The sequence below is a fragment of the Paracoccus sp. UBA889 genome (assembly GCA_002294185.1).
In the GTDB taxonomy this organism is placed as follows: domain Bacteria; phylum Pseudomonadota; class Alphaproteobacteria; order Rhodobacterales; family Rhodobacteraceae; genus Paracoccus.
The window spans coordinates 31,325-56,250 of record DBFD01000028.1; the positions used below are offsets into that span (position 1 = coordinate 31,325).

At 65.6% G+C, this 24,926-nt stretch carries 22 protein-coding genes and 1 pseudogene; 13 read left to right on the forward strand and 10 right to left on the reverse strand.

The genetic code is table 11. The features are described from left to right. From B4L36_RS05015 to folD, 3 genes are all read left to right on the forward strand, one after another. The coding region (locus B4L36_RS05015) for an ATP-dependent metallopeptidase FtsH/Yme1/Tma family protein (RefSeq protein ID WP_292953291.1) at positions 1 to 1,131 on the forward strand (1,131 nt) is incomplete at its 5' end. Positions 1,132 to 1,387: 256 nt separating this feature from the next. Continuing rightward, positions 1,388 to 1,690 (forward strand): chorismate mutase, encoded by a 303-nt coding sequence (locus B4L36_RS05020; RefSeq protein WP_292953294.1) that lies wholly within the window; start codon positions 1,388 to 1,390, stop codon positions 1,688 to 1,690. After that, positions 1,687 to 2,562 carry a bifunctional methylenetetrahydrofolate dehydrogenase/methenyltetrahydrofolate cyclohydrolase FolD gene (folD, locus tag B4L36_RS05025; protein ID WP_292953297.1) on the forward strand — a complete coding sequence of 292 codons (876 nt, stop codon included), beginning with the start codon at positions 1,687 to 1,689 and terminating at the stop codon, positions 2,560 to 2,562. Before B4L36_RS05020 ends, folD begins: the two co-directional genes overlap by 4 nt. 72 nt (positions 2,563 to 2,634) lie before the next feature. On the opposite strand, the gene B4L36_RS05030 is transcribed toward folD, so the two are convergent. Genes B4L36_RS05030 through ruvC form a run of 5 tightly spaced genes read right to left on the reverse strand, consistent with a single transcriptional unit; the run spans position 2,635 to position 6,185 of the window. Next, a complete protein-coding gene (locus B4L36_RS05030) occupies positions 2,635 to 3,045 on the reverse strand; it encodes a PaaI family thioesterase (protein ID WP_292953300.1) in 411 nt (136 codons plus the stop codon). Then, positions 3,038 to 4,069, reverse strand: coding sequence for a Holliday junction branch migration DNA helicase RuvB (gene ruvB, locus B4L36_RS05035; protein ID WP_292953304.1), 1,032 nt, complete (start codon positions 4,067 to 4,069; stop codon positions 3,038 to 3,040). Before ruvB ends, B4L36_RS05030 begins: the two co-directional genes overlap by 8 nt. Beyond that, positions 4,066 to 4,959, reverse strand: coding sequence for a zinc metalloprotease HtpX (gene htpX, locus B4L36_RS05040; RefSeq protein ID WP_292953477.1), 894 nt, complete (start codon positions 4,957 to 4,959; stop codon positions 4,066 to 4,068). Before htpX ends, ruvB begins: the two co-directional genes overlap by 4 nt. A gap of 6 nt (positions 4,960 to 4,965) precedes the next feature. Then, positions 4,966 to 5,670, reverse strand: coding sequence for a Holliday junction branch migration protein RuvA (gene ruvA, locus B4L36_RS05045; RefSeq protein ID WP_292953307.1), 705 nt, complete (start codon positions 5,668 to 5,670; stop codon positions 4,966 to 4,968). Continuing rightward, complete coding sequence (ruvC, locus tag B4L36_RS05050; RefSeq protein WP_292953310.1) at positions 5,667 to 6,185, reverse strand: crossover junction endodeoxyribonuclease RuvC; 519 nt, start codon at positions 6,183 to 6,185, stop codon at positions 5,667 to 5,669. The genes ruvA and ruvC overlap by 4 nt, the downstream gene beginning before the upstream one ends. A 161-nt stretch (positions 6,186 to 6,346) precedes the next feature. On the opposite strand from ruvC, the gene B4L36_RS05055 reads away from it, so the two are divergent. From B4L36_RS05055 to B4L36_RS05080, 6 genes are read left to right on the forward strand one after another with little or no spacing between them, the layout of a single operon-like run. Beyond that, positions 6,347 to 9,190, forward strand: coding sequence for a monovalent cation/H+ antiporter subunit A (locus tag B4L36_RS05055; protein WP_292953313.1), 2,844 nt, complete (start codon positions 6,347 to 6,349; stop codon positions 9,188 to 9,190). Further along, positions 9,191 to 9,589, forward strand: a complete 399-nt coding sequence (locus tag B4L36_RS05060; RefSeq protein WP_292953316.1) for a Na+/H+ antiporter subunit C — start codon at positions 9,191 to 9,193, stop codon at positions 9,587 to 9,589. Beyond that, a complete protein-coding gene (locus B4L36_RS05065) occupies positions 9,586 to 11,184 on the forward strand; it encodes a monovalent cation/H+ antiporter subunit D (protein WP_292953319.1) in 1,599 nt (532 codons plus the stop codon). The genes B4L36_RS05060 and B4L36_RS05065 overlap by 4 nt, the downstream gene beginning before the upstream one ends. Next, the gene (locus B4L36_RS05070) at positions 11,181 to 11,672 is read left to right on the forward strand and encodes a Na+/H+ antiporter subunit E (RefSeq protein ID WP_292953322.1); all 492 of its coding nucleotides are present in this window, start codon (positions 11,181 to 11,183) and stop codon (positions 11,670 to 11,672) included. Before B4L36_RS05065 ends, B4L36_RS05070 begins: the two co-directional genes overlap by 4 nt. Continuing rightward, positions 11,669 to 11,938 (forward strand): K+/H+ antiporter subunit F, encoded by a 270-nt coding sequence (locus B4L36_RS05075; RefSeq protein WP_292953325.1) that lies wholly within the window; start codon positions 11,669 to 11,671, stop codon positions 11,936 to 11,938. Before B4L36_RS05070 ends, B4L36_RS05075 begins: the two co-directional genes overlap by 4 nt. Before the next feature lie 13 nt (positions 11,939 to 11,951). Further along, complete coding sequence (locus tag B4L36_RS05080) at positions 11,952 to 12,368, forward strand: Na+/H+ antiporter subunit G (RefSeq protein ID WP_292953328.1); 417 nt, start codon at positions 11,952 to 11,954, stop codon at positions 12,366 to 12,368. Between the two features lie 12 nt (positions 12,369 to 12,380). On the opposite strand, the gene dnaE is transcribed toward B4L36_RS05080, so the two are convergent. Then, positions 12,381 to 15,866, reverse strand: coding sequence for a DNA polymerase III subunit alpha (gene dnaE, locus B4L36_RS05085; RefSeq protein WP_292953330.1), 3,486 nt, complete (start codon positions 15,864 to 15,866; stop codon positions 12,381 to 12,383). Positions 15,867 to 15,980: 114 nt separating this feature from the next. Here dnaE and B4L36_RS05090 point away from each other — a divergent pair, with 114 nt between their 5' ends. Genes B4L36_RS05090 through B4L36_RS05105 form a run of 4 tightly spaced genes read left to right on the forward strand, consistent with a single transcriptional unit; the run spans position 15,981 to position 20,550 of the window. After that, positions 15,981 to 17,486 carry an ABC transporter ATP-binding protein gene (locus B4L36_RS05090; RefSeq protein WP_292953333.1) on the forward strand — a complete coding sequence of 502 codons (1,506 nt, stop codon included), beginning with the start codon at positions 15,981 to 15,983 and terminating at the stop codon, positions 17,484 to 17,486. Further along, the gene (locus tag B4L36_RS05095) at positions 17,483 to 18,559 is read left to right on the forward strand and encodes an ABC transporter permease (RefSeq protein WP_292953336.1); all 1,077 of its coding nucleotides are present in this window, start codon (positions 17,483 to 17,485) and stop codon (positions 18,557 to 18,559) included. Before B4L36_RS05090 ends, B4L36_RS05095 begins: the two co-directional genes overlap by 4 nt. After that, positions 18,556 to 19,443 carry an ABC transporter permease gene (locus B4L36_RS05100; RefSeq protein ID WP_292953339.1) on the forward strand — a complete coding sequence of 296 codons (888 nt, stop codon included), beginning with the start codon at positions 18,556 to 18,558 and terminating at the stop codon, positions 19,441 to 19,443. Before B4L36_RS05095 ends, B4L36_RS05100 begins: the two co-directional genes overlap by 4 nt. Before the next feature lie 27 nt (positions 19,444 to 19,470). Continuing rightward, positions 19,471 to 20,550 (forward strand): BMP family ABC transporter substrate-binding protein, encoded by a 1,080-nt coding sequence (locus tag B4L36_RS05105; protein WP_292953342.1) that lies wholly within the window; start codon positions 19,471 to 19,473, stop codon positions 20,548 to 20,550. Between the two features lie 297 nt (positions 20,551 to 20,847). On the opposite strand, the gene purU is transcribed toward B4L36_RS05105, so the two are convergent. The 4 genes and pseudogenes from purU to B4L36_RS05125 all read right to left on the reverse strand — a co-directional run. Continuing rightward, complete coding sequence (purU, locus tag B4L36_RS05110; protein ID WP_292953345.1) at positions 20,848 to 21,732, reverse strand: formyltetrahydrofolate deformylase; 885 nt, start codon at positions 21,730 to 21,732, stop codon at positions 20,848 to 20,850. 141 nt (positions 21,733 to 21,873) lie between these two features. Beyond that, a complete protein-coding gene (locus tag B4L36_RS05115) occupies positions 21,874 to 23,040 on the reverse strand; it encodes a M20 aminoacylase family protein (RefSeq protein WP_292953348.1) in 1,167 nt (388 codons plus the stop codon). A 100-nt stretch (positions 23,041 to 23,140) separates the two neighbouring features. Beyond that, complete coding sequence (locus B4L36_RS05120; RefSeq protein WP_292953479.1) at positions 23,141 to 24,478, reverse strand: NAD(P)/FAD-dependent oxidoreductase; 1,338 nt, start codon at positions 24,476 to 24,478, stop codon at positions 23,141 to 23,143. Positions 24,479 to 24,480: 2 nt separating this feature from the next. After that, a pseudogene (locus tag B4L36_RS05125) lies at positions 24,481 to 24,926 on the reverse strand (ABC transporter ATP-binding protein); the annotation flags it as partial.

The window sequence follows — 24,926 nt, forward strand, 5'->3', positions numbered from 1 at the left end:
GAGATCGACGCGGTGGGCCGCGCCCGCGGCGTGGGCATCGGCGGGGGCAACGACGAACGCGAACAGACCTTGAACCAGCTTCTGGTCGAGATGGACGGTTTCGAGGCCAATGAAGGAATCATCATCGTCGCCGCGACCAACCGCAAGGACGTGCTGGACCCCGCACTGCTGCGTCCGGGCCGCTTCGACCGTCAGATCCACGTTCCGAACCCCGACATCAAGGGCCGCGAGAAGATCCTGTCGGTTCACGCCCGCAAGGTGCCGGTCGGCCCCGATGTGGATCTGCGCATCATCGCCCGTGGCACGCCCGGCTTTTCCGGCGCCGACCTGATGAACCTGGTGAACGAGGCGGCATTGACCGCTGCCCGCATCGGCCGCCGTTTCGTGTCGATGGAAGACTTCGAAAGCGCCAAGGACAAGGTGATGCTGGGGGTCGAGCGGCGCAGCATGGTGCTGACACCCGAACAGAAGGAAAAGACCGCCTATCACGAGGCCGGTCACGCCATCGTCGGATTGTCGTTGCCGAAATGCGATCCGGTCTACAAGGCGACGATCATTCCGCGCGGCGGCGCGCTTGGCATGGTGGTCAGCCTGCCGGAAATGGACCGGCTGAATTTCCACAAGGACGAGGCCAAGCAGAAACTGGCCATGACCATGGCGGGGAAGGCCGCCGAGATCATCAAATACGGCGAGGATGGTGTGTCGAACGGCCCCGCCGGCGATATCCAGCAGGCCAGTCAACTGGCCCGGGCCATGGTCATGCGGTGGGGCATGTCGGACAAGGTCGGCAATATCGACTATGCCGAGGCGCATGAGGGCTATTCCGGCAATACCGGCGGTTTCTCGGTCTCGGCCGCGACCAAGGAACTGATCGAGGAAGAGGTCCGCACCCTGATCGAGGAAGGTTATCAGGAGGCCCGCCGGATCCTGATCGAGAAGGAAGAGGAATACGAGCGTCTCGCCAAGGGCTTGCTGGAATACGAGACGCTGACCGGGGAAGAGATCGGCAAGGTCATCCGCGGCGAACAGCTTGGCGGCGATGACGACATGCCGGGAAGCTCGATCCCCTCGGTCACATCGATCCCGAAGGCCGGAAAACCCGCGCCCGGCGGTGATCCCGCCCCGGCCTGAGGATTCTCGACCAGGAACAGGACGATTCCCCCCGGCCCTCATGATGGGCCGGTTTTTTTTTGCAGGCTCGCCGCCGGATCGGCATCTGGCAGGCCGGTGATTGATTTCGACCTTCAGCGCGAAACCCCTTTCCCCGCGCAGGCCAGGCCCGGCCGAGACCCGCACGCTGCCGGCGGCTTCGTGACAAAGCGAGCCAAGCCGCGCAGCGCCTGCGGCTCTTGCACCCGCCTGCCCGCCGGTGCATGTCCAAGGTCAGATGACCCGCACCGATGACATCCCCGACATGCCCGCCCTGCGCGCCCGAATCGACGCCCTGGACGCGCAGTTGATCGCATTGTTCGCCGAACGCAGCGCGCTGATCGACCGCGCCGCTCGGATCAAGGCGGAACGCGGACTTCCCGCGCGGATCGACTGGCGGGTCGAGGAAGTCGTCGCAAATGCACGCCGCAATGCCGCCGATGCGGGACTGGACGGCGCACTTTTCGCGCAAATCTGGCGCCAGCTGGTGGACGCCGCCATCGACCAGGAAGAACGCCACCTCAACGGAGACCGTCCATGACCGCCCATCTGATCGACGGCAAGTCCTTCGCCGCCACCCTGCGCGACCGCATCACGGCCGAAGTCGCCGCGCTTGCGGATCGCGGCATCACTCCGGGCCTGGCCGTGGTGCTGGTGGGCGAGGATCCGGCCAGCCAGGTCTATGTCCGTTCCAAAGGCAGGCAGACCCGCGAGGTCGGCATGAATTCCTACGAACACAGGCTGCCAGCCGAGACGACCGAGGCCGACCTTCTGGCGCTGATCGCGCGGCTGAACACCGATCCGGCCGTAAACGGAATCCTCGTGCAACTGCCCCTGCCCGGTCACATGAACGAGGCCGCGATCATCAACGCGATCGACCCGGCCAAGGATGTGGACGGGTTCCACATCCTCAACGCCGGGCGGCTGGCGACGGGACAGAAGGCCATGGTGCCCTGCACGCCGCTGGGCTGCCTGATGCTGCTGCGCGACCGATTGGGCAGCCTGTCCGGCCGTCACGCCGTGGTCATCGGCCGATCCAACATTGTCGGCAAGCCGATGGCGCAATTGTTGCTGCGCGACAGCGCCACAGTGACCATCGCCCATTCCCGCACCCGTGATCTGCCGGTGCTCTGCCGTCAGGCCGATATCCTGATCGCCGCCGTGGGCCGGCCGCATTTCATCAAGGGCGACTGGATCAAACCCGGCGCGACGATCATCGATGTTGGCATCAACCGCACCGATGACGGCCTGGTCGGCGATGTGGATTTCGCGGCGGCGCGCAATGTCGCCGCCGCGATCACGCCGGTTCCGGGCGGTGTCGGTCCGATGACCATCGCCTGCCTTCTGGCCAATACGCTGACGGCGACCGCGCGCGCGAACGGCCTGCCCGACCCGGAAGGGCTGACACCCTGATCGGAGATGCCGGGCCGCAGGCTTCTTCGTTGCAAAAATACCCGGCCCGGCACGCCGCTGCGCGCCAGGCTGCTAGACGGGAATCATCGTGCCCTGCAACACCGCAACATGCTTTCGCGCCGTGCCGGTTTCAGCCCAGATATCGGCCGCCACGACCATGATCCGCCGTCCGGCCCGGATCACCCGTCCCTCTGCCAGCAGCCGCTGACCCAGGGCCGGTGACATCAGGTTGATCTTCATCTCGACCGTCATCACCTCGCGGTCCGCCGGCATCAGGGTCAGCGCCGAATAGCCCGCCGCCGAATCGCCGATCGAGAAGGCCAGCCCGGCATGGCCCGCGCCTTGCTGCTGAAGCGCGCCGGGCAGGATCGGCGCCTCGATCGCGACCCGCCCCTCGGCAATCCTCTGCAGCCGCGCGCCAAGGGTCTGCATCATCGTCTGCCGCGAGAAACTGTCGCGGATCCGGTTCTCGAACTCAGTCATGAAAAAGCCCGCCCTGCCTAGCCGCCTTCGGCGCATCCAGCCCCAGATGACGCCAGGCCCGCGCCGCCAGTTGCCGTCCCCGGGGCGTGCGCGCGATCAGCCCCTGTTGCAGCAGATAGGGCTCGATCACCTCCTCGATGGCATCGCGGCTTTCCGACAGCGCGGCCGACAATGTCTCGACGCCGACCGGCCCGCCCGCATAATGTTCGGCCATCAGCGTCAGATAGCGACGGTCCGCCCCGTCAAGGCCCAGATCGTCCACGCCCAGCCTTGTCAGCGCCGCGTCCGCGATCTGCCGGGTCAGCCTGCCATCGCCCTCGACCAGCGCGAAGTCGATCACCCGACGCAGCAGGCGCCCCGCGATGCGCGGCGTGCCCCGGGCGCGGCGGGCGATTTCCAGGGTCCCGTCGGGATCGGCCTCGATCGCCAGCAACCGCGCGCCGCGCTGGACGATCAGGTCCAATTCGGCCATCTCGTAGAATTGCAGCCGGGTCGGAATGCCGAAACGGTCCCGCAGCGGCGTCGTCAGCAAGCCCAGCCGGGTCGTGGCGCCAACCAGCGTGAAGGGCTGCAATTCGATGCGGACGGTGCGCGCGGCCGGGCCTTCGCCGATCACCAGATCCAGTTCGAAATCCTCCATCGCCGGATACAGGACCTCCTCGACGACCGGATTCATGCGGTGGATCTCGTCGATGAACAGCACGTCGCGGGCTTCCAGATTGGTCAGGATCGCCGCCAGATCGCCCGCGCGCGCCAGCACCGGCCCCGAGGTCATGCGGAAATTCACGCCCAGTTCGCGGGCCATGATCTGCGCCAGCGTCGTCTTGCCCAGCCCCGGAGGACCGAAGAACAGGGTATGGTCCATCGCCTTGCCGCGCATCTTCGCGCTGTCGATGAAAACGCGCAGGTTTGCCCGCGCATCGGCCTGTCCGACGAAATCGGTCAGGGCCTGCGGGCGCAGGGCACGATCTTCCGATTCGCCTTCCAGCGGTTCGGGACGCAGGTTGGGATCGGACCGGATCATCCGCGTCCCCAGGGGCCGGCGTCCCGCCGCCCGGTCACCGGAATGCGCGAGGGCGGCGTCTCGCCCTCCATCGCGCGAAGCCGCGCGATACGGTCCTCGGTCGGCGGATGGGTGGCGAAAAGACGGTCCATGCGCAATCCGCGCAGCGGGTTGATGATGAACATCGAGGCCGCGGCCGGGTTTCTTTCGGCCGGGACATTCGTGCTGCGGCCCGCCATCTGCGCGATCTTGGCCAGCGCCGAGGCCAGCGCGTCGGGTCGGCCGCAGATCCGGGCACCGGCGCGGTCGGCCTCGTATTCGCGTGTACGCGAGATTGCCATCTGCACCAGCATCGCGGCGACAGGCGCCAGCAGCATGGCGAGGATCGCCCCAAGACCGCCGCCGCGCCCCTCGCGGCCCCCGGTGAACAGCAGGAAATTGCCCATCATCGCGATCGCGCCGGCCATGGTCGCGGTCACGGTCATGATCAGCGTGTCACGATTCCTGACATGGGCCAGTTCATGAGCGATGACACCGGCCAGTTCGTCACGGCTCAGGCTGCGCAGCAAACCCTGCGTCACCGCGATGGCGGCGTTCTCGGGATTGCGGCCGGTGGCAAAGGCGTTGGGCTGTTCGGTCGGCAGCAGATAGACTTTGGGCATCGGCAGGCCTGCGCGCTGCGCAAGATCGGCGACCATCGCATGCAGTTCGGACGCCTGGCCTGGACCAAGCTGCACGGCGCCCTGTTGGCGCAGGACCATCCTGTCGCTGTTCCACCAGGCGAAAAGGTTGCCCGCACCCGCCAGGACCAGCGCGAAGAGCGCACCGCCCGATCCGCCCAGCATCCAGCCCAGCCCCATGACGATGGCGGTCATTGCCGCCATCAGCAGGAAGGTCCGCAGGTTTCCGATCATGCCCTATCCTTTCGGTGCCAGCGACCGCAGGGCCGCGCGGATCAAGCCGGGCGTCGCGGCCTCGGGATCGCGCGCCTGCGCCTCGGCCACGGCCGCCGCCGCCTCGGAGGAAGCGTAACCCAGATTGGTCAGCGCCGACAGCGCCTCGCCGGCCGATTGCGCGCCGCTGGCGGGCGGGCGCGCCGCCCCGCCGGGCCCCGTGCCCGGTGCAGCGGCGGCGGAGGGACCGGGTTCGATGCCCGGTTCCTCCGCATCGCCCGCGCCGGTTCCCGCGTCGACGGTCAGATCGCCGCCAAGCGCCATCACGCCGGGCGCCTTGTCCTTCAGTTCCAGCACCACCCGTTGCGCCAGTTTCGGCCCCACGCCCTGCGCCCTGCGCACCGCCGCCCAGTCGCCAAGGGCGATGGCGCGGCCCAGCCCCTCGGCGCCCAGCGTGCCCAGAACCGTCAGTGAAACCTTGGCGCCCACGCCCTGCACGCTGGTCAGCAGCCGGTGCCACTCCTTTTCCAGCAGCGTCGGAAAGCCGAACAATTGCAGCAGATCCTCGCGCACCAGAAGATCGGTATAAAGCGCCGCCGCCTGTCCCGCGGGCGGCAGGGCGGCCGCCGTCCTTTCGCTGACATGGACGATATAGCCAACGCCCCGCACGTCGATCAGGACATGATCGCGGCCGCGGTGCAGGATGATTCCGGCGATGCGGCCGATCATGCGACACCCTGCCGCGGGCTCGCGATCCGCAGCACCCGGCCCTGAAGGTGATGTGCGTGGCAGATGGCGATGGCCAGCGCATCGGCCGCGTCTGGTCCCGCGAAGGCCACACCGGGCAGTTGCACCCGTACCATGTGCTGAACCTGTTCCTTGCCTGCATGGCCCACGCCGACAACCGTCTTCTTCACCGCATTCGGCGCGTATTCCCCCACTGCCAGACCCGCTTCCGCCGGGGCCAGCAGCGCGATGCCCCGCGCCTGCCCCAGCTTCAGGGTTCCGCTTGCGTCCTTGTTGACAAAGGTCTGTTCGACCGCCGCCGCATCGGGGGCGTGTTCGGCGATGACCGCGCAGAGGCCGCGGAACAGGACCGACAGCCTCGCGGCCAGATCGCGCGTGGATTTGTCCGCGGACGAATGGATCACGCCATTCGCCACATGCCGCAGCCGCGGCCCGTCCACGACGATCACGCCCCAGCCCGTATTCCTCAATCCGGGATCGATCCCCAGAACCCGCATGTCCGCCCCTTCCGGTTTTCCACAGCGTTAGCACGAAAGGCGAACATCGCCTAGGGGCAAGCGTCCGGGTCCGGTCATTTGCTTGACTCCACTGCAATGATTGGAAACACAAAGGTCAAGCAGCGAAAAGATCATACGCGCCAACAGGAAGCCCAGGACACATGTCGCCAGCCCTCATCGCCCTGCTGCCTTTCATCGGGGCCCTGCTGCCCGGCCTGCTGATCCGGTCCGGCCGCAGCGTCGCCGCCACGGCCTGCGGCACCACCACGCTGATTGCGCTGATCGGCCTCGTGCTGCATATTCCCGCGATCCTGCGCGGCGAGGTGATCACCGCCCGGTTCGAATGGCTGCCGCTGATCCAGCTGAACGCGAATTTCCGCATCGACGGGCTGTCGCTGCTGTTCGGCATCCTGATCCTGGGCATCGGGATGCTGATCATCGGATACGCGCGCTTCTATCTGTCGCGACAGGATTCGATCGGCAAATTCTACACCTATCTGATGCTGTTCCAGGGCGCGATGATCGGCATCGTGTTGTCGGACAACATCCTTCTGCTGCTGATCTTCTGGGAACTGACTTCGCTGTCCTCGTTCCTGCTGATCGGCTATTGGCGGCACCTGCCCGAGGGACGGCAGGGTGCGCGGATGGCGCTGGCCGTGACCGGCATGGGCGGGCTTGCGCTGATTGCGGGGATGCTGATCCTGGGCCAGGTTGCCGGCAGCTATGACATCGGCGATATCCTGACACGGAAGGACGCCATCCAGGCCAGTCCCTATTATCTGCCGATGCTGATCCTGATCCTGATCGGCGCTTTCACGAAATCCGCGCAATTCCCGTTTCATTTCTGGCTGCCGCACGCGATGGCCGCCCCGACCCCCGTCAGCGCCTATCTTCACAGCGCGACGATGGTGAAGGCCGGGCTGTTCCTGATGGCGCGGCTGTGGCCGGTGCTGGCAGGCACGGAGGAATGGTTCTGGATCGTGGCCACGACCGGGCTGATCACGATGACGGTGGGGGCCGTGATCGCGGTGTTCAAGGACGATCTGAAGGCGCTGCTGGCCCATTCTACGGTCAGCCAACTGGGCCTGATCACGATGCTGCTGGGCTTCGGAACGGAAGAGGCCGCGATAGCCGCCGTCTTCCACATCATCAACCATGCGACCTTCAAGGCGTCGCTTTTCATGACCGCCGGCATCATCGACCACGAAACCGGCACCCGCTCCATCAGGCGGCTGGGCGGGCTGCGCAGGCTGATGCCGATCACCTTTGCCATCGGCACCATCGCGGCGCTGTCGCTGGCCGGCATTCCGCCGCTGAACGGCTTTCTGTCAAAAGAGATGATGCTGGCCGAGCTGAGCGACCTTGAAATCGCGCGGCAGACCTTCATGATCGTGGGCACCGTCGCGGCGCTGTTCTCGGTGGGTTATTCGCTGCGCTTCATTGTCCACACGTTCTTCGGCCAGGAACGCGACGATTATCCGCATCGCCCGCACGATCCGGGATTCGGCCTCTATTCCTGGCCCGCGCTTCTGGCCTTGCTGGTCATTCTGATCGGTTTGTTTCCCAACACCATGGCGGGCTGGCTGGTCGATGCCTCGGCCGCCGCGGTGACGGGCGAGGCACAAAGTTCCGACATCTATCTGTGGCATGGCGTGAACGCGGCGTTGATCATGTCCACGATCGCAGTCCTGGGCGCCGTGGTTCTGCTGGGCCTGCACCGCCCCCTGCTTGCGGCCTGGAACGCCGCGCCGCGGCCCGAGGCCAAGACCATCTACGACTGGCTGCTTCTGCGCCTGGTCTTCGCGGCGCGGGGCTTTACCGACAACATGACCAATGGCGCAATGCCGCGCGCGCTGGCGGCCTTTACCCTGACCACGCTGTTTGCCGGCACGCTGGCCTGGTATACGGGCGCAGCCGGTCCGGCGACGCGCGACATGCTGCCCATCAAGCTGGTCCCCGCGATCGGCTGGGTGCTGGCGATGGTGGCGACCGGGCTGATGGTCACGTTCCACCGGGTCCGCGTCCTGGCGCTGGTTCTGGTCGGCATCGTCGGGCTGATGACTTCGGCCTTTTTCGCCTATTTCTCGGCGCCCGACCTTGCCCTGACGCAAATCTCGGTCGAGGTGGTGACGGTCATCCTGCTGCTGCTGGTGCTGAACTTCCTGCCAAAGCGCACATTGGTCGAATCCGGCGCAACGCAGCGCGGCTGGGATGCCTTTGTTGCGACGCTGGCGGGCGTTGGCTTTGGCGGGCTGACCTATGCCGTCCTGCGCCGCGACTTCGCCTTTGACCCGATCTCGGGCTACATGCTGGAAAACAGCTACGAGAAGGCCGGCGGCACCAATGTGGTCAACGTGATCCTGGTGGATTTCCGCGGCTATGACACCTTCGGCGAGATCACCGTCCTGGGGATCGCGGCACTGGCCATCTTCGCGCTGACCCAGACCCTGCTTCAGGGCAAATCCGCCAAGCGCCTGCGCAACTGGACCTATGATCAGCGCCGCGCCGGTGACCGCCACCCGCTGATGCTGGTGATCGCGACGCGGGTGCTGCTGCCGATCACGCTGGTCGTCGGCATCTATATCTTCCTGCGCGGCCACAACCAGCCCGGCGGCGGCTTTATCGCCGGTCTCGTCGTCGCCATCGCCCTGCTGATGCAATACATGGCCTCGGGCTATGCCTGGGCGCAGGAACGCCAGACCCTGCCCTATCACGCGCTGATCGGGGCGGGGGTGGTCGCGGCGGGCGCCACGGGCATCGGCGCCTGGTTCAACGGCCGGCCCTTCCTGACCTCGGCCTATGGCTATATCAAGCTGCCATTCCTGGAAAAAATCGGACTGTCCTCGGCCATCGGGTTTGATCTGGGCGTGTTCCTTTCGGTCGTGGGGGCGGTGATGCTGGCGTTGAACTCGCTGTCACGGATCGCGCGCCAGGCGGGCGAGAAGGTGAACACGAAACCGATGGACATAGACCTCAGCGAGGATCAGCCGGAGGGGGCGAAGTAGATGGAACTTCTCGTGGCCACCGCGATCGGCGCGATAACCGCCGCAGGCGTCTACCTGATCCTGCGCCTGCGCACCTTCGCCGTCGTTCTGGGCATGACGATGCTGACCTACGCGATCAATGCATTCCTGTTCGTCACCGGCCGGCTGGTCGTCAACATGCCGCCGATCCTGAGCAGCCACGACAACATTTCGCCGGCCGACTACACCGATCCCTTGCCGCAGGCGCTGGTGCTGACGGCCATCGTCATCAGCTTCGGGATGACCGCCGTCGTGGTGATGATGTCGCTGGGCGCCTTCATCGAGGGCGGCGACGACCGCGTCAACATGCCCGAGTCCGACCGGATCATGCCGCCGCTGAAGACTGTGGACGAGACGGCGAACGAGGACGAGAAAGCATGAATAACTGGCTGATCGCCCCCGTTCTGGTGCCGGCCCTGATGGGCCCGCTGATGGTGCTGTGGATGCGCCACGATCTGTTGCAACAGCGGGTCTTCGGCGTGATCGGCAGTCTTCTGACGCTGCTGGTCGCGATCAAGCTGCACATGATGGCCGTCGAGGGCGACGTTCTCGTCTATCGCCTGGGCAACTGGCCCGCGCCCTTCGGCATCGTGCTGATGCTGGACCGGCTGTCGGCGCTGATGCTGCTGCTGACGGCGATCCTGGCGGTGACGGTGCAGCTTTACGGCATCGGATCGGGCTGGGACCGCAAGGGTTGGCATTTCCATTCGCTGTGGCAGTTTCAGCTGATGGGTCTGAACGGCGCCTTTCTGACCGGGGACGCCTTCAACCTGTTCGTGTTCTTCGAGGTGCTGCTGATCGCCAGCTACGGGCTGATGATTCACGGAGGCGGCCCGATGCGGCTGCGCGCGGGCGTGCAATACATCAGCTACAACCTTGCCGGATCGGCGCTGTTCCTGGCCGCGCTCGGCTGTCTCTATGCCGTCACCGGAACCCTGAACATGGCCGACATGGCCGAGCGCGTGGCACGGATGCCGACCGAGGACACGGCGCTTCTGCGCACCGGCGCGGTGCTGCTGCTGCTGGTCTTTGCCATCAAGGCAGCCATCGTGCCGCTGCACTTCTGGCTGCCCTCGACCTATGCCAACGCGCCGGGTCCGGTGGCCGCGCTGTTTGCCATCATGTCCAAGGTCGGGGTCTATGCGATCATCCGCTTCTTCACGCTGGTCTTTCCGCAGGATTCGGTGATCGAGACCATCGCCACCGACCTGATCCTGCCCGCCGCCCTGATCACGCTGACCCTGGGGCAACTGGGGGTGATGGGCACCCGCAGCCTGGCGCGTCTGGCGGCCTTCGCGGCCATCGCCTCGATCGGGACGCTGATGATCTCGGTCGCGCGGTTCGATGCGCAGGGGCTGACGGCGGGGTTGTATTACATGATCCATTCCACCCTGTCGGCGGCGGCGCTGTTTCTTGTCGTGGATCTGGTCGCGGCGCGCCGCGGCGGTGATTTCTGGCTGCGGCTCAGGCCGGCCATCGGCAATACCGGCCTGATCTCGGCCCTGTTCTTCGCGACCGGCATTGCGGTCGTGGGGCTGCCGCCGCTGTCCGGCTTTCTGGGCAAGCTGATGATCCTCGACGCCACCGCCGACGACCCCTGGCGCGATGGCATCTGGGCCACGATTCTCGTGACCTCGCTGATCGCGCTGGTGGGCTTTGGGCGGGCAGGCTCGATCCTGTTCTGGAAGTCGCACGAGATGGACCCGGAGCCGGGCAACGACAGCGACGAAGGTCAGCGCCCCGCGCCCGGACCGATCCCGACGAAGCTGGAAACCGACGAACCGATCCAGGATGTCGGCGATTCGGCAGCGCCATGGCTGTCCTTCACCGCGACCGGCGCGCTGCTGGCCGGTATGGTGGTGCTGACCGTCTTCGCCGGGCCGCTGACCGATTATCTGCAACGGACGGCCGATCAACTGACCAACCCGACGCTCTACTACGAATCGGTGCTGCGCCAGCAGGAGGGTGCGAAATGATCCGGCGCCTGTTTCCTCATCCCTATCTTTCGGCGATGCTGGTCATCGTCTGGATGTTGCTGGTCAACCGGTTCGCCTGGGGTTCGCTGGTCTTTGCGGTGATCCTCAGCATCGCGATCCCGGCGCTGACCGAACCCTACTGGCCCGCCCGTGCCCGGCTGCGCCATCCGGGCAAGATCCTCGTCTATGTCACGATTGTCGTCCACGATATCATCAGGGCCAATATCGATGTGGCGCTGATCGTGCTGTTCAAGCCCAACCGCAACCTGCAACCCGCCTGGATCACCATTCCGCTGGAGTTGCGATCGCCCGAGGCGATCACGGTTCTGGCCAGCACCATCACGCTGACACCGGGGACGGTCAGTTCGGACCTGTCGCAGAACGGCCATGCGCTGCTGGTCCATTGCCTGCACGCTCCCGAACCGCAAGAGGTGATCGACGAGATCAAGACGCGCTACGAAGCCCGCCTGAAGGAGATCTTCGAATGATCCTCTACGCGCTTTATTTCGCCTTCGCCTGTTTCGGCATCGGCCAGTTGTTCTGCCTCTACCGCGTTGTTTTCGCGCCCGGAGTCGGCGATCGGGTTCTGGCGCTGGACACGATGGCGATCAACATGATCGCGCTGACCGCCCTGTTCGGCATCCTGCACGACACGACGATGTATTTCGAGATCATGCTGCTGTTCGCCATGGTCGGCTTCATCTCGACCGTGGCCTATGCAAAATTCCTGCTGCGCGGCGACCTGATCGAATGAAAGGGAAAATGCGATGGACCTTGCTGGAGAGATCCTGATCTCGGCGATGCTGGTCATCGGCGGTGCTTTCGGTCTTGTGGGATCCTACGGGCTGGTGAAGCTGCCCGATCAGATGACCCGGCTTCATGCACCGACCAAGGCCGCAACGCTTGGCGTGGGTGGCATCATGATCGCATCGCTGCTCTGGTTCGGCTTTTTCGGCGAACGTGCCAGCTGGCACGAATTCCTGATCGTGCTGTTTCTGTTCCTGACCGCGCCGATAACCGGGCTGATGATCGCCAAGACCAACATGCACCTGACCTGGCGCCCCGATGAGTTGCCCTATCCGGGCGAGGACATGCACTGGGCCACCTTCGGCGATTCCGCCGATCGCAGCCTGATGGACGGCGACGCCGATCTGGACAACACCGAACGCGACCTGAGAGAATAGGCCGCGCTCGCCCTATTCCTCGCTGACCTCCAGCACCCCCGGCACGGCGCGCAACGCCTGCCGCGCGGGCGTGGTCAGAGGCGCATCATCGGCCACCTCGATCTCGATCAGTTCATCGCCTTCGCGCAGACGCAGCAGAATCGGCCCGCGAGATCGCGCCGAAACCACGATTTCAGTGCGGATCCGACCCAGAACCTCGGCCAGGCGCGGAATCGCGTCGGCGCCCTGCATCTCGACCGCAAGGCTGCCGGCGCCTGCATCGGCCACCGCGTCCTCCAGCCGGGTGACGGAATTGGCCAGCATCTTGACCTGCTCGCCCGAGGGTTCGACCTTGACCTGCAACACGACATTCTCGCCCGGTTCCAGCCGATCGCGCGAGGCGTTCAGCAGGTCCGAGAACACCGTCACCTCGTAAAGCCCGGTCGGATCGGACAGGCTGACAAAGGCGTAGGGCGTGCCCTTGGCCGACTTGCGTTCCATCCGCGCGGCCACGGTGCCGGCGATGCTGGCCACCATCGGGCCGCCTGCCGCCTCGGCGCTGATCTGGGCCAGCGTCATCACGTTCTTGCGCTTCAGCGCGGGCAGGTAATCGTCCAGCGGATGCCCGGACAGGTAAAAGCCGATGGCGCGATGTTCCTCGCCCAGCTTCTCGGTCGGCAGCCAGACCTGCTCGATCGCCGCACGCGGCGGCGGCAGATCCTCGCCGCCGCCGAACAGCGAGGATTGGCTGGACGCCGCCTGTTCCTGAACCGCCGCCGACCACGCGACCAGGCTGTCCAGAGATTTCAGGACCCTCGCGCGGTTATCGTCCAGCGCATCGAACGCGCCGGCGCGGGCCAGCATCTCCAGCGGGCGCTTGCCCACGCGCTTCATGTCCACGCGGCGGGCAAAATCATGGATATCGGCAAAGGGTCTGTCGCCGCGCGCCTCGTGGACCAGTCGCATCGCCTCGATGCCGACGCCCTTCAACGCCCCAAGCGCATAATGGATGCGGCCTTCGCCCACGGTGAATTTCGGTGCCGAGCGGTTGACGCAGGGGGCCAAGATCGCGATTCCCATCCGGTCGCATTCGCGTTTGTAGATGGCCAGCTTGTCGGTCAGGTGGATGTCGCAGTTCATCACCGCGGCCATGAATTCGACCGGATGGTTCGCCTTCAGCCAGGCGGTCTGATAGCTGACCACGGCATAGGCGGCCGCGTGTGATTTGTTGAAGCCGTAATTGGCGAACTTCTCGAGCAGGTCGAAAACTTCGCCGGCCTTCTTTTCGGGCACGCCGTTCTCGATGCTGCCCTTGATGAATTTCGGACGTTCCTTGGCCATTTCGGCGGCGATCTTCTTGCCCATGGCGCGGCGCAGCAGATCGGCCCCGCCAAGGCTGTAGCCGGCCATGACCTGCGCGATCTGCATCACCTGTTCCTGATAGACGATGATGCCCTGCGTCTCGGCCAGGATATGGTCGATGCTGGGATGGATCGATTCCAGCGCGCGCGCGCCGTTCTTGACCTCGCAATAGGTCGGGATGTTCTCCATCGGGCCGGGACGATACAGGGCCACGAGGGCCACGATATCCTCGATGCAGGTGGGCTTCATCCGGCGCAGCGCATCCATCATGCCGCTGCTTTCCACCTGGAACACCGCGACCGTGCGGGCACTGGCGAAAAGATCATAGCTGGCCTGGTCGTCCAGCGGGATGGCGTTGATCTGGTTCTCGGCACCCTCGGGCGGCCGATACAATTCGCGGCCATCGGCTGTGACATGCAGGGGCCGCCCGCCGGCATTGATCAGATCGACCGCGTTCTGGATCACGGTCAGCGTCTTCAGGCCCAGAAAGTCGAACTTGACCAGCCCGGCCTGTTCCACCCATTTCATGTTGAACTGCGTCGCCGGCATGTCCGATCCGGGATCGCGATACAAGGGCACCAGCCGGTCCAGCGGCCGGTCCCCGATCACCACCCCCGCCGCGTGGGTCGAGGCGTTGCGATACAGCCCCTCGATCTTTTCGGCATAGTCCAGCAGCCGGGCGATCACCTCTTCGCGGGCGGCCTCGCGCAGGCGCGGTTCTTCGGCCCGCGCCCGGGTGATGCTGACGGGCTTCACCCCTTCGACCGGGATCATCTTGGACAGGCGATCCACCTGCATGAAGGGCAGCTGCAGAACACGGCCGACATCGCGCACCGCTGCCTTGGACAGCAGCGCGCCGAAGGTGATGATCTGGCCAACCTTTTCCTTGCCGTATTTCTCCTGCACATAGCGGATCACCTCTTCGCGGCGATCCATGCAGAAATCGATGTCGAAATCCGGCATGCTGACCCGTTCGGGGTTCAGGAAGCGTTCGAACAAGAGGTTGTAGCGCAGCGGATCCAGATCGGTGATGGTCAGGGCATAGGCAACAAGCGACCCCGCCCCCGAGCCGCGCCCCGGTCCCACCGGGATGTCGTGGTCCTTGGCCCACTGGATGAAATCGGCGACGATCAGGAAATAGCCCGGAAAGCCCATCTGCTCGATGATGCCCAACTCGAAATCCAGCCGCTTTTCGTAATCCTCGACCGGCACTGCATGGGGGATGACCTTCAGCCGCGCCGCGAGACCTTCCTCGGCCTGCCGCCGCAGCTCGGCGACCTCGTCATCGGCGAATCTGGGCAGGATCGGCTTGTGCCTTTCGACCGCGAACGCGCAGCGGCGGGCGATCTCGACGCTATTGTCCAGCGCCTCGGGCAGGTCGGCGAACAGGACCGCCATTTCCTCGGGCGACTTGAAATAGTGCTGCGGCGTCAGGCGGCGGCGGGGCTGGGACTGATCGACATAGGCCTTTTCGGCGATGCAGATCAGCGCGTCATGGGCCTCGAACATTTCGGGCCTGGGGAAATAGACGTCGTTCGTGGCGACCAGCGGCAATTCCTTAGCATAGGCAAGCTCGATCAGTCCGCCTTCCGACACGGCCTCGGCCTCCGGCAACTTGCCGTTCTCGGCCGGATGGCGCTGCAATTCGACATAGAGTCGGGTCGGAAAGGCCGAGCCAAGGCGATCCGCAAGCAATGCGGCCTTGTCGGTCTGACCTAGCGCGATCAACAGACCCAGCGGCCCCGTCGGGCCGCCCGACAGGCAGATCAACCCCTGGGCATGGGCGCAGACCTCCTCCAGCGTGACATGCGGCAGGCTGCCATCCGTGCGCAGATAGAGACACGAGGACAGCGCCATCAGGTTCAGCCAGCCCTGCCGGTTCTGCGCCAGCAGCACGACCGGGGCGGACACGCTTGCCAGGGTCTCGGGCAGGCGCAGTGTCATCTGGCAGCCGATGATCGGCTGGATGCCCTTCTCCATCGCCTTGACGCTGAATTCCAGCGCGGCGAACATCGCGTTGGTGTCGGTCAGCGCGACCGCAGGCATGCCTGCTTCGGCGGCAAGCGTGGCCAGTTTGCCTACGGGAACCGCGCCTTCCAGCAGGGAATGCTCGGAATGTGTGCGCAGATGAATGAATCGGGGGGATTTCGTCGCCATGGTCGCGACGTTATCGCAGCCTGACCAAACAGCGCAATTGCCGAAGGCGGCGCGGGCGCGCTAGACAGGACGAAGATTTTGACCGGAGGGGCAAATTTGACGGCAGAGGCGGCGGTGTTCCGGGCCGAAGGGGTCGGAAAGTCCTATCCCGGTGTGCGCGCCAATGACGACGTGTCCTTCGCGGTCGAGGCGGGCCAGATCCACGCGCTGCTGGGCGAGAACGGCGCGGGAAAATCGACCCTGGTCAAGATGATCTACGGCCTGGTGAAGCCCGATGACGGCCGTATGACGCTGAACGGTGCACACCACCATCCCGCCGATCCCCGTGCCGCGCGCGCGGCCGGGGTCGCAATGGTGTTTCAGCATTTCAGCCTGTTCGACGCGCTGACGGTGGCCGAAAACATCGCGCTCGGCATGGAATATCCGCCGCCCCGGCGGGAATTGTCGGCCCGGATCCGGCAGGTCAGCCAGGATTTCGGCCTGCCGCTGAACCCTGCGCGCCGCATCGTCACGCTGTCGGCGGGCGAACGTCAGCGGGTCGAGATCATCCGATGCCTGTTGCAGGATCCGCGCCTGCTGATCATGGACGAACCGACCAGCGTCCTGACCCCGCAAGAGGCCGAATTGCTGTTCGCCACCCTGCGCAAGCTGGCCGATCGAGGCACCGCGATCCTGTATATCAGCCACAAGCTGGAAGAAATCCGCACCCATTGCGACCGCGCCACGATCCTGCGCGGCGGCAAGGTCGTGGACAGTTGCGACCCCCGCGCCCATTCCGCCCGCGAACTGGCCGCGATGATGGTCGGCGGCGAGATGCGTCCGATCGACCGCAGCGGGCGGCAGGCGGGCAAGATCCTGCTGGAGGTCAAGTCCCTGTCTCTGCCCGCCCCCAACGCCGAGGGCACGGCGCTGAAATCAGTCTCTCTCAGCCTGCGCGCGGGCGAGATCCTGGGCATCGGCGGCGTCGCCGGAAACGGGCAGGAGGAATTGCTGGCCGCCCTGTCGGGCGAGGTTCGCAGCGCGCCGGGCACGATTCTGCTGGAGGACCGCGATCTGGGCGCCACCCCCCCGCAGGCGCGGCGGCGGGCCGGGCTTCTGGCCGCGCCCGAGGATCGTCTGGGCCATGCGGCCGTGCCCGATTTCAGCCTGACCGAGAACACGCTGCTGACCGCTGGACCGCGCAAGGGATTGGTCCGCAAGGGCCTGATCGATCGCGCCGCCGCCCGAGCCTATGCCGAACAGGTGATCCGCGACTTCGACGTGCGCACGCCGGGGCCTTCTACCGCCGCGCGCGCCCTGTCAGGCGGCAACTTGCAGAAATTCGTCATCGGGCGCGAGGTCTTGCAAGCGCCGCGCGTTCTGGTCGTCAATCAGCCGACATGGGGCGTCGATGCCGGCGCCGCCACCGCGGTGCGTCAGTCGCTGCTGGATCTGGCGCGCGGCGGGGCGGGCGTGATCGTGATCTCTCAGGATCTCGACGAACTGATGGAATTGTCCGACCGTTTCTGCGCGCTGAACGAAGGCCGTCTGTCCGATCCGCGTCCGACAGCCGGGCTGAACCTCGACGAGATCGGCCTGATGCTGGGCGGCGCGCACGGGATGGAGGTCGCGCAGATATGATCCGCCTCGTTCCACGCGACCAGACCTCGGCCGCATGGCAGATCGCGACGCCTCTGCTGGCGGTCCTGGCGACGATGATCGCGGGCGGCCTGTTGTTCGCGATCATGGGTTACGACCCGCTTGCCGCGATCCGCACGATCTTCTGGGATCCGCTGTTCGGGCCTGCCGCCGGCTATTCGCGCCCGCAATTGCTGGTCAAGGCCGCGCCGCTGATCCTGATCGCCTCGGGGCTGGCGGTGGGCTTTCGCGCCGGTATCTGGAATATCGGCGCCGAGGGCCAATACATCATCGGCGGCATCACCGGCGCGGCGGTCGCGCTGGCGGCCTATCCCGCCGAGGGCATGTGGATCTTTCCCGCCATGGTGCTGGCGGGCGCATTGGGCGGTTGGGCCTGGGGCATGATCCCGGCCTTGCTGCGCAACTGGTTCGGCGCCTCGGAAATCCTTGTCTCGCTGATGCTGGTCTATGTGGCGCAGCGCGTGGCGGCGTGGATGGCCTTCGGGCCGATGAAGAACCCCGAAGGCTATGGCTTTCCGGGATCGCGCAACCTGCAGCAATATCCGGCCGCATCGAACCCCGAACTGATCGCAGGCACCGGCGCGCATTGGGGCGTCGTGGCCGCCGCCGCCGCCGTCCTGGCAATCTGGTTCCTGATGAGCCGTCACATCCGGGGCTTCCATATCCGCGCCGCAGGTCTGGCACCGCGCGCGGCCCGTTTCGCCGGGGTCAGACCCGAAACGCTGGTGGCCTTCTGCCTTGGCCTTTCGGGCGCCTTCGCCGGCATGGCGGGGCTGTTCGAGGTGGCGGGCCCCGCCGGCCAGATCACCGACAAGCTGGGCACGGGCTACGGTTTCACGGCGATCATCGTGGCCTTTCTGGGCCGGCTGCATCCGGTCGGCATCCTGCTGGCGGGCCTGCTGCTGGCACTGACCTATATCGGCGGCGAGCTGGCGCAGCTGACGCTGCAATTGCCCGCCGCCACGGTCCAGGTATTTCAGGGAATGCTGCTGTTCTTCCTGCTGGGTTTCGATCTTCTGACCCGCTTTCGCATCGCCAGGAGGATCGCCGCATGATCGACCCGCTTTCGGTCTTCCTGCTGCTTCTGGCCGCGGCCACGCCGATCCTCTTTGCCGCCCTTGGCGAGTTGGTGGTGGAACGCGCCGGCGTTCTGAACCTGGGTGTCGAGGGGATGATGATCACCGGCGCACTGGCGGGCTTTGCCGCGGCCTATGTGACCGGCAGTCCTTTCGCGGGCTTTCTGGCGGCGGCGCTGGCAGGGGCCGCGATCGCGATGCTGTTCGCGGCTCTGACGCAAATCCTGCTGGCCAATCAGGTCGCCTCGGGTCTTGCGCTGACGCTTTTCGGCCTGGGCCTCGCGGCGCTGTTCGGCAAGCCGCTGGAGGGGATCAAGGCCCCCGCCATGATGCCCGGACCGCTTCGCATCAACTGGATCGTCTGGCTGGGGCTTGTGATGGTGCCGCTGGTCTGGTGGTTCCTGAACCGCTCGCGGACGGGCCTGATTCTGCGCGGGGTGGGCGAAAACCACGACGCGGCCCACGCCCTTGGCTATCCGGTGCACGCGATCCGCATTGCGGCGATCGGTTTCGGCGGCGCCATGGCGGGCGTCGGCGGGGCCTTCATCTCGATCGCCACGGTGCTGCAATGGACCGAGGGGATGACCGCGGGCGCCGGCTGGATCGCGCTGGCGATCGTGGTGTTCTCGAACTGGACCGCGCCCGGCGTGCTGGCGGGCGCCTGGCTGTTCGGCGGCGTCACGGTGCTGCAATTGCGCCTGCAGGCGGCGGGCATCCGGGTGCCGGTTCAGCTTTTGTCGATGGCGCCCTATCTTGCCACGATCATCGTGCTGGTGCTGATCTCGGCCCGGCAGAAATACAGCCGCCGCGCGGGACGGGCCGCCCCCGGCTCGCTCGGCCAGAATTTCCACGCGCTGCGCTGAAAGCGGCGCGACAACAGAGAGGGAAACATGAACCGCAGAGAACTTCTTGTCAGTGTCGCCGCCCTGCCCGCGATCGGCCTGGCCGCGCCCGCCTTGGCCCAAACCGAACCTTTGAAGGTCGGCTTCATCTATGTCGGCCCGGTGGGTGACGGCGGCTGGACCTATCAGCACGATCAGGCCCGGCAGGCGATGGTCGCCGAATACGGCGACAAGGTCGAAACCACCTTCATCGAAAGCGTGCCGGAAGGTGCCGATGCGGAACGCGCGCTGACCCAGCTGGCGCTGGCGGGCAACAAGCTGATTTTCGCCACCAGCTTCGGCTACATGGACGCGGTCATGAATGTCGCGGCCAAGTTTCCCGACGTGAAATTCGAACACGCGACCGGCTACAAGCGCGCCGAGAATGTCGCTACCTATGACGCCCGTTTCTACGAGGGCCGCGCCGTGATCGGTACCATCGCGGGGCGGATGACCAGGTCGAACAAGATCGGCTATATCGGTTCCTTCCCGATCCCCGAGGTGGTCCAGGGCATCAACTCGTCCTATATCCACGCCAGAAAGGTCAATCCGGATGTCGAAATCAAGGTGGTCTGGGCCTATAGCTGGTTCGATCCCGCCAAAGAAGCCGACGCCGCAGCAGCCCTGATCGCCGAAGGCGTGGACGTGATCCTGCAGCATACCGATTCCACCGCACCTCTGGCCAAGGCGCAGGAAGCGGGGGCGATCGGCTTCGGACAGGCCAGCGACATGGCGAATTTCAAGCCGACTCCCAGGGTCTCGTCGATCATCGACAACTGGGCGCCCTACTACATCGAACGGGTCGGCGCGATGCTGGACGGGACCTGGGAATCAACGGCGACCTGGGCGGGAATCGGCGATGGCGAGGTCGAGATCGGCGAAATCACCGATGCCGTGCCGGCCGAGGTCAAGCAGGAGGCGCTGGCGCTGAAGGACAAGATCGCCTCGGGCGAATACCATCCCTTCACCGGTCCGCTGAACAAGGCCGATGGCAGTGCATGGCTGGCCGACGGCGAGACGGCGACGGACGAGGAATTGTCGGGTATGGATTTCTTTGTCGAAGGAATAACCGCCGAGCTTCCGCAATAGCCGGCGGGAAAAAGGGGCGCTGCCCCCGCCCCTCCGGGGCTCCCCCGGGATATTTCTGCCAAGGCAAAGTCGATGACGCCCCGCTTCCATCAGGAAACGGGGCGCTTTGCCTTGGACGGTCATCGGCGTCCCCGCCTGTACCGCATTCGGTGAATAACCTGGAATCTGTAAAAAAATCGTCAACCTGCCTTGCCTTGGTCCAAATATCCCGCGGGGGGAGCCGCGCGGGACGCGCGGCCGGGGGGCGCGAAGCCCCCCGCCGCCGGTTCGGACCTGCACCATGGCCGTGTTGATTGCTCAGCCCATCCGCTCCGAGACATAGCTGCCTGGCGAGGCGGGGAAGACGACCGTTTTCGCGCCATTCACGAACACGCGGCCGTGGATGTGGGCATGGACCGCGCGCGACAGGACCTGGCTTTCCACATCGCGACCGAGACTGACATAATCGCCCGGGCTCTGGGCATGGGTGACGCGCACCGTGTCCTGTTCGATGATCGGGCCCTCGTCCAGATCTGCGGTGACGTAGTGCGAGGTCGCCCCGATCAGCTTCACGCCGCGCTCATAAGCCTGCTTGTAGGGATTCGCCCCCTTGAAACTGGGCAGGAAGGAATGGTGGATGTTGATGATCCGCCCCGACATCTTGTGGCACATCGCATCCGACAGGACCTGCATGTAGCGCGCCAGGACGATCAGTTCGGCCCCGGTTTCCTCGATTATCTCCAACTGCCGGGCCTCGGCCTCGGGCTTGTTCTGGGCGGTCACGCGGATCATGTGGAAAGGGATGTCGTGATTGACGACGACCTTCTGATATTCGTGGTGGTTCGAAACCACACCGACGATGTCGATGGGCAGCGCGCCGATCCGCCAGCGATAGAGAAGGTCGTTCAGGCAATGGCCGAAGCGGCTGACCATGATCAGCACCTTCTTCTTGACCGCATCGTCGCTGATCTCGATCTCCATGCCGAATTTCCCCGCAATCGGCGCGAAATCGGCCTGAAGTCCGTCCAGCGTCGCCCCCCCTTCGGACCGAAAGCTCATCCGCATGAAGAAATTGCCGGTCTCGGCATCGTCGAACTGCGCGCTGTCGGTGATGTTGCAATCATGCTGCGCCAGAAAGCCCGAGATCGCGGCGACGATCCCGCGGGTCGAGGCGCAGGTGACGCGCAGGGTATAGCTGTTCATGTCGGATCCGTCCCTTCAACTTGTCAGGGCGGGTCGATCTTCGCCGCCCGCCCCCGCATTTCGACCGAACGGCGTGCCATGACCATCGTGTTTCCGACCTCGGCCGGCGGTGCTGCGACATGGCCTGCCGCGCGCGACGATTCAGGCGGCGGGCATCCGGCTTTCGACCATGCCGGCATACCAGCTGGATCCGGCCGGGATGGCGTTGTCGTCGAAATTATAGGCCGGATGGTGGACCATCGCGGAATCGCCATTGCCGACGAAGATATAGGCGCCGGGGCGTTCCAGCAGCATGTAGCTGAAATCCTCGCCACCCATCATCGGCTGCATCTCCATGTCCACATCGCCGGCGATGTCGCGGGCCACCTTGGCGGCCCAGGTCGTTGCCTGATCGTCGTTCACGGTGACCGGATACCCCCGCTGATAATCGACCTCGGCCGTCGCACCCATCGCGGCTGCCACATTGATGGCAACGCGGCCAATGCCCTCTTGCAACTGGTCGCGGACGCCGGGATCGAGACTGCGCGCGGTGCCCCGCAGCTTGACCACCTGCGGAATCACGTTATGCGCGGTCGAATCGGTCGTGACCACGCAGACCGAGATCACCGCGTTCTTCAGCGGATCGATATTGCGGGCGACGACGGATTGCAGCGCGACGATGATCTGCGCCGCCGTCAGGGTCGTGTCGATGCATTCATGCGGCTTTGCCGCGTGGCCACCCTTGCCAGTCACGGTGATGTCGAACTGGTCGGCAGAGGCCATCATCGCACCGGGCTTGATGGCGAAGGCGCCGGTGGGGATGCCCGGCATGTTGTGCATCCCGTAAACCTCGTCGATCTTCCAGCGATCGATCAGCCCGTCCCTGACCATCGCGTCGCCGCCGCCGCCGCCTTCTTCGGCGGGCTGGAAGATGACCACCGCCGTGCCGTCGAAATTGCGCGTCTCGGCAAGGTATTTCGCCGCGCCCAGCAGCATCGCCGTATGGCCGTCATGGCCGCAGGCATGCATCTTGCCAGGCGTCTTCGAGGCATAATCCAGCCCGGTCTGTTCGTTGATCGGAAGCGCGTCCATATCGGCACGCAGACCGATCACCCGGCCGGTCTTGTCCGACTTGCCCTTGATGACCCCGACAACACCGGTCCGGCCGATCCCTTCCGTCACCTCGTCACAGCCGAAATCCCGCAAAAGATCCGCGACTTTTCCCGCCGTGCGGTGAACGTCATACAGCAATTCCGGATTCTCGTGGAAATCGCGGCGCCAGGCGGTGATTTCGGGCAGCAATTCGGCAAATCGGTTCTTGACGGGCATGATGGATCTCCTTCGCGGCGCAGGATGAGACTTTCCTGCACGGCCTGCAAGTGGGCGCCGCACGCCGGAGATATCCGGAAAGAGCGCGAGCGGCTGTGACCTAGAGATCGGGCCCCAGCGTGACGGGCGATCCGTCCGAGAAGCGCGAAAAGCGGAACCGTGTCAGATCGTGGCGCGGCGCCCGGCCCTGAATCATGGCGGCCATGACGCGGCCCACCCCCGGACCGATGCCGAAGCCGTGGCCGGACAGGCCGGTGGCGACGAAGAATCCGGGCATCGGAGTTTCGTCCAGCACCGGAACATGGTCGGGCATCGTGTCGATCATTCCCGCCCAGGCGGCACGGATCCGCGGGCGGCCGATTCGCGGAAAGGCGCTGGCAAACGCCTTGACGAGATGGTCGATGCGGGCCGGATTCGGATCCGGGCTGAGGATCCGCACCGCCTCGAAGGGCGAGGCTGCGTCGGCGGACCATCGGCGCGGCGTGCGCCAGGCATCCGGATAGGCCCTGGGCGCGGCCGGTTGCAGGCTTGTCTGCGACAGGTCGCGGCGGATCTGGGGCAGATAGGCCCGCAGATGTCTGAACGCCGCCGGGCCTATCCAGAAATCATGCGCGGTGCCGGGCGCCAGCGTATAGCCGCCATCGGCGCGGCGGCGGAAGGCGACATCCGGATCGGCCGCGGCGCCGGGCCAGAATTCGGGCATGGCCTCGGTGGCGGCGACGGTGGCGCGGACCGACAATTGCGGCAGGATCATCCCGGCATTGCCCGCGAAAAGACCCGACCATGCGCCACCTGCCAGAAGAACGCGGTCGGTCCGGATCGCCCCGGCCTCGGTCAGCACGGCCGAGATGTGTCCGGCCGTCGTCTCCAGCGCGCGGGCGGCGCAATGTTCGCGGATGGTGACGCCTGCCGCCGCGGCCAGCCGGGCGATGGCGGGAACGGCGAAGGCCGGTTCGGCGCGCATGTCCGATGGCGTGGTCAGCGCACCCAGCCAGCCTGCCGAATTGGGCAGCACGCGGTCCAGTTCTGCGCGGCCCATGATGCGGCTGTCCAGGCCGTGGTGGCGGGCCACGTCCAGCCATGCCTCGTAGCGGGTCATGCTGGCCTCGCCCCGTGCCAGATAGCTGACGCCGCAAGCCGCAAGGCCCAGCCCCTCGCCCAGTTCCCGTGACAGGCCGCGCCATAGCTGGCGGGCCTCCAGCATGATCGGAATTTCGGCCTCGTCGCGGCCCTGCGCGCGGACCCAACCCCAGTTGCGCGAGGATTGTTCGCCCGCAATCACGCCCTTTTCGCACAGCACGACCGACAGCCCGTCGCGAGCAAGATACAGTGCCGTGGTGACCCCAACGATGCCGCCGCCGATGACCAAGACATCCGCGGAGGCTGGCAGGTCGGCGCGAAATTCGGGGACCGCGCCGGGGCCGATCGGCGGTTCGATCCTCACGAATGGGTCACGGGATCGACCAGCACCCGGTGACCAGGCGCGACTTCGCGATAGACCGAAGGGCTGGCCAGGTAATCGACCGGATGGATCGGCGAAGGGATCGGGCGGAATTCCAGATCCTCGCTGATCTTCTTCTGGCGCGGATCGGCGACGGGGACGGCCAGCATCAGTTGTCTGGTATAGCTGTGCTGCGGGTTCTCGAAGACCTGCGCGCGGGTGCCCAGTTCCACGATCCGTCCCAGATACATGACGCCGACATGATGGCTGACCCGTTCGACCACCGCCATGTCGTGGCTGATGAACAGCATCGAGATGCCCATATCCTGCTGCAATTCCATCAGCAGGTTCAGCACCTGCGCCTGCACCGAGACATCCAGCGCCGAGACCGCCTCGTCCGCGATGATCAGTTTCGGGTTCAGCGCCAGGGCGCGGGCGATGGCGA

Excerpts from the sequence above, each read along its gene's own strand:
- B4L36_RS05020 (WP_292953294.1), top strand. The coding sequence starts at position 1,388 with ATGACCCGCACCGATGACATCCCCGACATGCCCGCCCTGCGCGCCCGA.
- folD (WP_292953297.1), top strand. The coding sequence starts at position 1,687 with ATGACCGCCCATCTGATCGACGGCAAGTCCTTCGCCGCCACCCTGCGC.
- B4L36_RS05030 (WP_292953300.1), bottom strand. The coding sequence starts at position 3,045 with ATGACTGAGTTCGAGAACCGGATCCGCGACAGTTTCTCGCGGCAGACG.
- ruvB (WP_292953304.1), bottom strand. The coding sequence starts at position 4,069 with ATGATCCGGTCCGATCCCAACCTGCGTCCCGAACCGCTGGAAGGCGAA.
- ruvA (WP_292953307.1), bottom strand. The coding sequence starts at position 5,670 with ATGATCGGCCGCATCGCCGGAATCATCCTGCACCGCGGCCGCGATCAT.
- ruvC (WP_292953310.1), bottom strand. The coding sequence starts at position 6,185 with ATGCGGGTTCTGGGGATCGATCCCGGATTGAGGAATACGGGCTGGGGC.
- B4L36_RS05055 (WP_292953313.1), top strand. The coding sequence starts at position 6,347 with ATGTCGCCAGCCCTCATCGCCCTGCTGCCTTTCATCGGGGCCCTGCTG.
- B4L36_RS05060 (WP_292953316.1), top strand. The coding sequence starts at position 9,191 with ATGGAACTTCTCGTGGCCACCGCGATCGGCGCGATAACCGCCGCAGGC.
- B4L36_RS05065 (WP_292953319.1), top strand. The coding sequence starts at position 9,586 with ATGAATAACTGGCTGATCGCCCCCGTTCTGGTGCCGGCCCTGATGGGC.
- B4L36_RS05070 (WP_292953322.1), top strand. The coding sequence starts at position 11,181 with ATGATCCGGCGCCTGTTTCCTCATCCCTATCTTTCGGCGATGCTGGTC.
- B4L36_RS05075 (WP_292953325.1), top strand. The coding sequence starts at position 11,669 with ATGATCCTCTACGCGCTTTATTTCGCCTTCGCCTGTTTCGGCATCGGC.
- B4L36_RS05080 (WP_292953328.1), top strand. The coding sequence starts at position 11,952 with ATGGACCTTGCTGGAGAGATCCTGATCTCGGCGATGCTGGTCATCGGC.
- dnaE (WP_292953330.1), bottom strand. The coding sequence starts at position 15,866 with ATGGCGACGAAATCCCCCCGATTCATTCATCTGCGCACACATTCCGAG.
- B4L36_RS05095 (WP_292953336.1), top strand. The coding sequence starts at position 17,483 with ATGATCCGCCTCGTTCCACGCGACCAGACCTCGGCCGCATGGCAGATC.
- B4L36_RS05100 (WP_292953339.1), top strand. The coding sequence starts at position 18,556 with ATGATCGACCCGCTTTCGGTCTTCCTGCTGCTTCTGGCCGCGGCCACG.
- B4L36_RS05105 (WP_292953342.1), top strand. The coding sequence starts at position 19,471 with ATGAACCGCAGAGAACTTCTTGTCAGTGTCGCCGCCCTGCCCGCGATC.
- purU (WP_292953345.1), bottom strand. The coding sequence starts at position 21,732 with ATGAACAGCTATACCCTGCGCGTCACCTGCGCCTCGACCCGCGGGATC.
- B4L36_RS05115 (WP_292953348.1), bottom strand. The coding sequence starts at position 23,040 with ATGCCCGTCAAGAACCGATTTGCCGAATTGCTGCCCGAAATCACCGCC.